Source organism: Streptomyces sp., assembly GCF_036566765.1.
Lineage (GTDB): Bacteria > Actinomycetota > Actinomycetes > Streptomycetales > Streptomycetaceae > Streptomyces.
In genome coordinates this window covers 1-5,451 of the sequence record NZ_DATCVQ010000764.1, presented here as the reverse complement: position 1 = coordinate 5,451, position 5,451 = coordinate 1, and the positions used below count along the sequence as shown (strand labels likewise).

The following is a 5,451-nucleotide window of genomic DNA, read 5'->3' as shown; positions in this document are numbered from 1 at the left end:
GCTCGGCCCCGCCGTGAAGGTCGAGAAGATCACGGCGCTGACCAAGAACATCGCGTACGCCGTCGCCTCCCCCGACGTGCGGATCATCTCGCCGATCCCGGGGAAGTCCGCGGTCGGCATCGAGATCCCGAACAGCGACCGCGAGATGGTCAACCTCGGCGACGTGCTGCGCCTGGCCGCCGCTGCCGAGGACGACCACCCGATGCTGGTGGCGCTCGGCAAGAACGTCGAGGGCGGCTACGAGATGGCCAACCTGGCGAAGATGCCGCACGTCCTCGTCGCTGGTGCCACCGGCTCCGGCAAGTCCTCCTGCATCAACTGCCTGATCACGTCGATCATGATAAGAGCGACTCCGGAGGACGTCCGGATGGTGCTCGTCGACCCCAAGCGGGTCGAGCTCACCGCGTACGAAGGCATCCCGCACCTGATCACGCCGATCATCACCAACCCGAAGCGTGCCGCCGAGGCCCTGCAGTGGGTGGTGCGCGAGATGGACCTGCGCTACGACGACCTCGCGGCCTTCGGCTTCCGGCACATCGACGACTTCAACGAGGCCATCCGCAACGGCAAGGTCAAGCTGCCCGAGGGCAGCGAGCGCAACCTCCAGCCGTACCCGTACCTGCTGGTCATCGTCGACGAGCTGGCCGACCTGATGATGGTCGCCCCGCGGGACGTCGAGGACGCGATCGTCCGTATCACCCAGCTCGCCCGGGCCGCCGGCATCCACCTCGTGCTGGCCACGCAGCGGCCCTCCGTCGACGTCGTCACCGGCCTGATCAAGGCCAACGTGCCCTCCCGGCTCGCCTTCGCCACCTCCTCGCTCGCCGACAGCCGGGTCATCCTCGACCAGCCCGGCGCGGAGAAGCTGATCGGAAAGGGTGACGGTCTGTTCCTGCCGATGGGTGCCAACAAGCCCATCCGCATGCAGGGCGCCTTCGTCACCGAGGCCGAGGTCGCCGCAGTCGTGCAGCACTGCAAGGATCAGATGGCGCCGGTCTTCCGGGAGGACGTCACCGTCGGGACCAAGCAGAAGAAGGAGATCGACGAGGACATCGGCGACGACCTCGACCTGCTGTGCCAGGCCGCCGAGCTGGTCGTCTCCACCCAGTTCGGCTCCACGTCGATGCTCCAGCGCAAGCTGCGCGTGGGTTTCGCGAAGGCCGGCCGGCTGATGGACCTGATGGAGTCCCGCAACATCGTGGGACCCAGCGAGGGGTCCAAGGCCCGGGACGTTCTGGTGAAACCGGACGAGCTGGACGGAGTGCTCGCCGTGATCCGCGGGGAGTCTCACTCGTAAGGGATTGCGGGGCAACCGTTTCCCCCGGCCGTACGTCAAGTTGGAGGGGAGGAAAGAACCGTCTCCCCGCCCTTCCCCGCAGGACTGCCGTTCAGGCGGGCGCGCTCGGCCATTCCGATGGCGTACAGATCGCGGCCGCCCGGTTGCCCCACCCTTTCGTACCACCCATAGACTGAACCTCCAGCAGGTGGCTACACGCTCGAAAGGCGCCCTCGTGTCCATCGGCAACTCCCCCGAAGACGACCGGAACTCGCCGGCAGACGACCGGCCTTCCATCGGTCGTGTGCTCCAGCAGGCCCGCATCGCCGCCGGTCTGACCGTCGACGAGGTCAGCTCCTCCACGCGGGTCCGGATCCCGATCGTGCATGCGATCGAGGAGGACGACTTCTCCCGCTGCGGCGGCGACGTCTACGCGCGCGGTCACATCCGCACGCTCGCCCGCGCCGTCGGCCTCGATCCCGCCGCGCTGGTCGACCAGTACGACGCCGAGCACGGCGGCCGGCCCGCGCCGACCCCCGCCGCCCCGCTCTTCGAGGCGGAGCGCATCCGCCCCGAACCTCGCCGGCCCAACTGGACCGCCGCCATGGTCGCGGCCATCGTCGCCGTCGTCGGCTTCGTCGGCTACACCGCGTTCAGCGGCAACGACGAGCGGAGCAACGGCGGCACCGTGGCCGAGGGCCCGGCCCCGTCGAAGAAGACCACCAGCCCCAAGCCGACCAAGACCAAGCCCGCCGCCGACCCCAAGCCCGTCCCCTCCGAGAGCGCCATCGCCGGCGTCCCGGCGGACAAGGTCACCGTGATCCTGGTCGCCGACGACAAGAGCTGGATCTCGGTCAAGGGCCACGACGGGAAGTCGATCTTCGACGGCTTCCTCGAGAAGGGCGACAAGAAGACCTTCCAGGACGACGAGAAGATCGAGCTCGTCCTCGGCAACGCCGGCCCGATCGAGCTCTGGGTGAACGGCAAGAAGATCGAGGACACCTTCGAGGAGGGCGCCGTCGAGCGGCTCTCCTACAGCAAGGGAGACCCGGAGGCCGGCTGAGTCCGGCCCCGGCGCCATCGGCCGGGCAGACCGACCCGTCGCGCGGGTGAACCCTGCGCGGCGGGGGAGCGGCCGGGACGAAGTAGTCTTGAGTCCATGCCCGAACGCCGTACCGTCGCCCTTGTCACTCTTGGCTGCGCCCGTAACGAGGTGGACTCGGAGGAGCTCGCAGGCCGCTTGGCAGCGGACGGCTGGGAGCTCGTCGAGAACGCTGAGAACGCGGACGTCGCCGTCGTCAACACCTGTGGATTCGTCGAGGCCGCCAAGAAGGACTCCGTCGACGCCCTCCTCGAAGCCAATGATCTGAAGGACCACGGCCGCACCCAGGCCGTCGTCGCCGTCGGCTGCATGGCCGAGCGGTACGGCAAGGAGCTCGCCGAAGCCCTGCCCGAGGCGGACGGTGTGCTCGGCTTCGACGACTACGCCGACATCAGCAACCGGCTCCAGACCATCCTCAACGGCGGCAGCGTCGAGGCCCACACCCCGCGTGACCGGCGCACCCTGCTGCCCCTGTCCCCGGTGGAGCGCCAGCAGGCCGCCGCCGACGTGGCCCTGCCCGGGCACGGCGCCGCCGAGACCCCGGAGCCCGGCCCGGCCGACCTCCCCGAGGGAGTCGCCCCGGCGTCCGGGCCGCGCGCCCCGCTGCGCCGCCGGCTCGACACCAGTCCGGTCGCCTCCGTGAAGCTCGCCTCCGGCTGCGACCGCCGCTGCTCGTTCTGCGCCATCCCGTCCTTCCGCGGCTCCTTCGTCTCCCGGCGTCCCTCGGACGTCCTCGGCGAGACGCGCTGGCTCGCCGAGCAGGGCGTGAAGGAGATCATGCTGGTCTCCGAGAACAACACCTCGTACGGCAAGGACCTCGGCGACATCCGCCTCCTGGAGACGCTGCTGCCCGAGCTGGCGGCCGTCGACGGGATCGAGCGGGTCCGGGTCAGCTACCTGCAGCCCGCCGAGATGCGCCCCGGCCTGATCGACGTGCTCACCTCGACCGAGAAGGTCGTCCCGTACTTCGACCTGTCCTTCCAGCACAGCGCGCCCGACGTGCTGCGGGCGATGCGCCGCTTCGGCGACACCGACCGCTTCCTGGAGCTCCTGGAGACCATCCGCTCCAAGGCCCCCACGGCCGGCGCCCGGTCCAACTTCATCGTCGGCTTCCCCGGCGAGACCGAGGCGGACTTCGCCGAGCTGGAACGCTTCATCACGCACGCCCGCCTCGACGCCATCGGCGTCTTCGGCTACTCCGACGAGGACGGCACCGAGGCCGCCACGTACGAGCACAAGCTCGACCAGGAGATCGTCGACGAGCGCCTGGCGCACCTGTCCCGGCTCGCCGAGGAGCTCACCGCGCAGCGCGCGGAGGAGCGGCTCGGAGAGACCCTGGAGGTACTCGTCGAGTCCCTCGACGAGGAGGACGGCTGGATCGGCCGGGCCGCCCACCAGGCGCCCGAGACCGACGGTCAGGTGCTCCTCACCATGGACTCGACCGAGGGCCTCGACCTCGCCCCGGGCCGTATGGTCAGGGCCAAGGTCGTCGGCGCCGAGGGCGTCGACCTGGTGGCCGCGTACACCGAAGCTCTGGGGAGCGACCCCCGGACCCCCGAAGTCGAGGAGGCGGCCAGATGACCGGAGTGCCGGCGTCCGCGACGGGCGGGACCGGTAGGCCGGCGCCTCGCGGCAAGCTGGGCGCTGCGGCCGTCAACGAGGCCAGCCTGTGGAACATCGCCAACATCCTCACCATGATCCGGCTGGTCCTCGTGCCGGCCTTCGTGGTGCTGCTGTTCCAGGACGGCGGGCACGACCCGGTCTGGCGCGCCTGGGCCTGGGCGGCCTTCGCCGTCGCGATGATCACGGACGTCTTCGACGGGCACCTGGCCCGTGCGTACAACCTGGTCACCGACTTCGGGAAGATCGCCGACCCGATCGCCGACAAGGCGATCATGGCTGGGGGTCTGATCAGCCTGTCGATCCTCGGCGACCTGCCGTGGTGGGTGACCGGGGTGATCCTCTTCCGGGAGCTCGGGATCACGCTGATGCGGTTCTGGGTGATCCGGCACGGAGTGATTCCGGCCAGCCGCGGCGGCAAGATGAAGACCCTCGCGCAGGGCACCGCGGTCGGGATGTACGTCCTGGTGCTGACCGGGGCGCTCGCCACGTTCCGCTTCTGGGTGATGGCGGTCGCCGTCGTGCTGACGGTCGTCACCGGTCTGGATTATGTGCGACAGGCGGTGGTCCTGCGCCGCAGGGGACTGGCCGAGGAGCGGGCGGCGGCCGCCGCGCAGGCGGAGTCGCGGGCGTGAGCGAGGCCGCCCGGGTCCTGGGACTGCTCGCGGAGCGTGGTGGCACGCTGGCGGTCGCCGAGTCCCTCACGGGCGGTCTGGTGGCCGCGGAGCTCACCGGGGTACCCGGTGCCTCCAAGACGTTCCGCGGATCCGTCACGGCGTACGCCACGGCTCTGAAGGAGCAATTGCTGGGCGTCGACGGAGCCCTTCTGGCGGAGCGCGGAGCGGTCGACCCCGAGGTGGCGCTGCAGATGGCGGCCGGTGTGCGGGTCCGGCTCGGCGCCGACTGGGGGATCGCGACCACGGGCGTCGCGGGCCCGGATCCGCAGGACGGACAGCCCGTCGGAACGGTCTACGTGGCCGTCGTCGGTCCGGTCGGGACGGGGAAAGTGGCCTCGTTGCGGTTGAACGGCGACCGTGCGGAAATCCGTAGAGAGAGTGTACGGAGCGTGCTGGAACTGCTCGGTGGCGAACTCTCCGGAAATGCGCGGGCACAGGATACGGAACAGAACGGGGGGAATTGATGTTTGCAGCCCTGAGTGAACACGACATCGCTCCCCGCACGGCCGCGGCGCGAGGCGGTACGGTGGGGCGTGAAGGATGCGGCTACGCGGTCCGAGGAGGGAGCCACCGATGATTCTGCTCCGTCGCCTGCTGGGTGACGTGCTGCGTCGGCAGCGCCAGCGCCAGGGCCGTACTCTGCGCGAAGTCTCCTCGTCCGCCCGAGTATCGCTCGGCTATCTCTCCGAGGTGGAGCGGGGGCAGAAGGAGGCTTCCTCCGAGCTGCTCTCCGCGATCTGCGACGCGCTTGACGTACGGATGTCCGAGCTCATGCG

At 69.9% G+C, this 5,451-nt stretch carries 6 protein-coding genes; all 6 read left to right on the top strand.

Annotated elements, in window-relative coordinates; genetic code table 11:
* Positions 1 to 1,297: DNA translocase FtsK (locus VIU94_RS44205; RefSeq protein WP_331921316.1), on the top strand; the 1,297-nt coding region annotated here is incomplete at its 5' end.
* A gap of 214 nt (positions 1,298 to 1,511) precedes the next feature.
* Positions 1,512 to 2,339 carry a helix-turn-helix domain-containing protein gene (locus VIU94_RS44200; protein WP_331921314.1) on the top strand — a complete coding sequence of 276 codons (828 nt, stop codon included), beginning with the start codon at positions 1,512 to 1,514 and terminating at the stop codon, positions 2,337 to 2,339.
* Between the two features lie 96 nt (positions 2,340 to 2,435).
* Positions 2,436 to 3,959: a 30S ribosomal protein S12 methylthiotransferase RimO gene (gene rimO / locus VIU94_RS44195; RefSeq protein ID WP_331921312.1), complete on the top strand. Its 1,524-nt coding sequence runs from the start codon at positions 2,436 to 2,438 to the stop codon at positions 3,957 to 3,959.
* Positions 3,956 to 4,633, top strand: a complete 678-nt coding sequence (gene pgsA / locus VIU94_RS44190) for a CDP-diacylglycerol--glycerol-3-phosphate 3-phosphatidyltransferase (protein WP_331921310.1) — start codon at positions 3,956 to 3,958, stop codon at positions 4,631 to 4,633. Before rimO ends, pgsA begins: the two co-directional genes overlap by 4 nt.
* A complete protein-coding gene (locus tag VIU94_RS44185) occupies positions 4,630 to 5,139 on the top strand; it encodes a CinA family protein (protein ID WP_331921308.1) in 510 nt (169 codons plus the stop codon). Before pgsA ends, VIU94_RS44185 begins: the two co-directional genes overlap by 4 nt.
* Positions 5,140 to 5,248: 109 nt before the next feature.
* Positions 5,249 to 5,451 (top strand): helix-turn-helix domain-containing protein (locus tag VIU94_RS44180; RefSeq protein ID WP_331921306.1); only part of this gene is annotated, 203 nt, incomplete at its 3' end.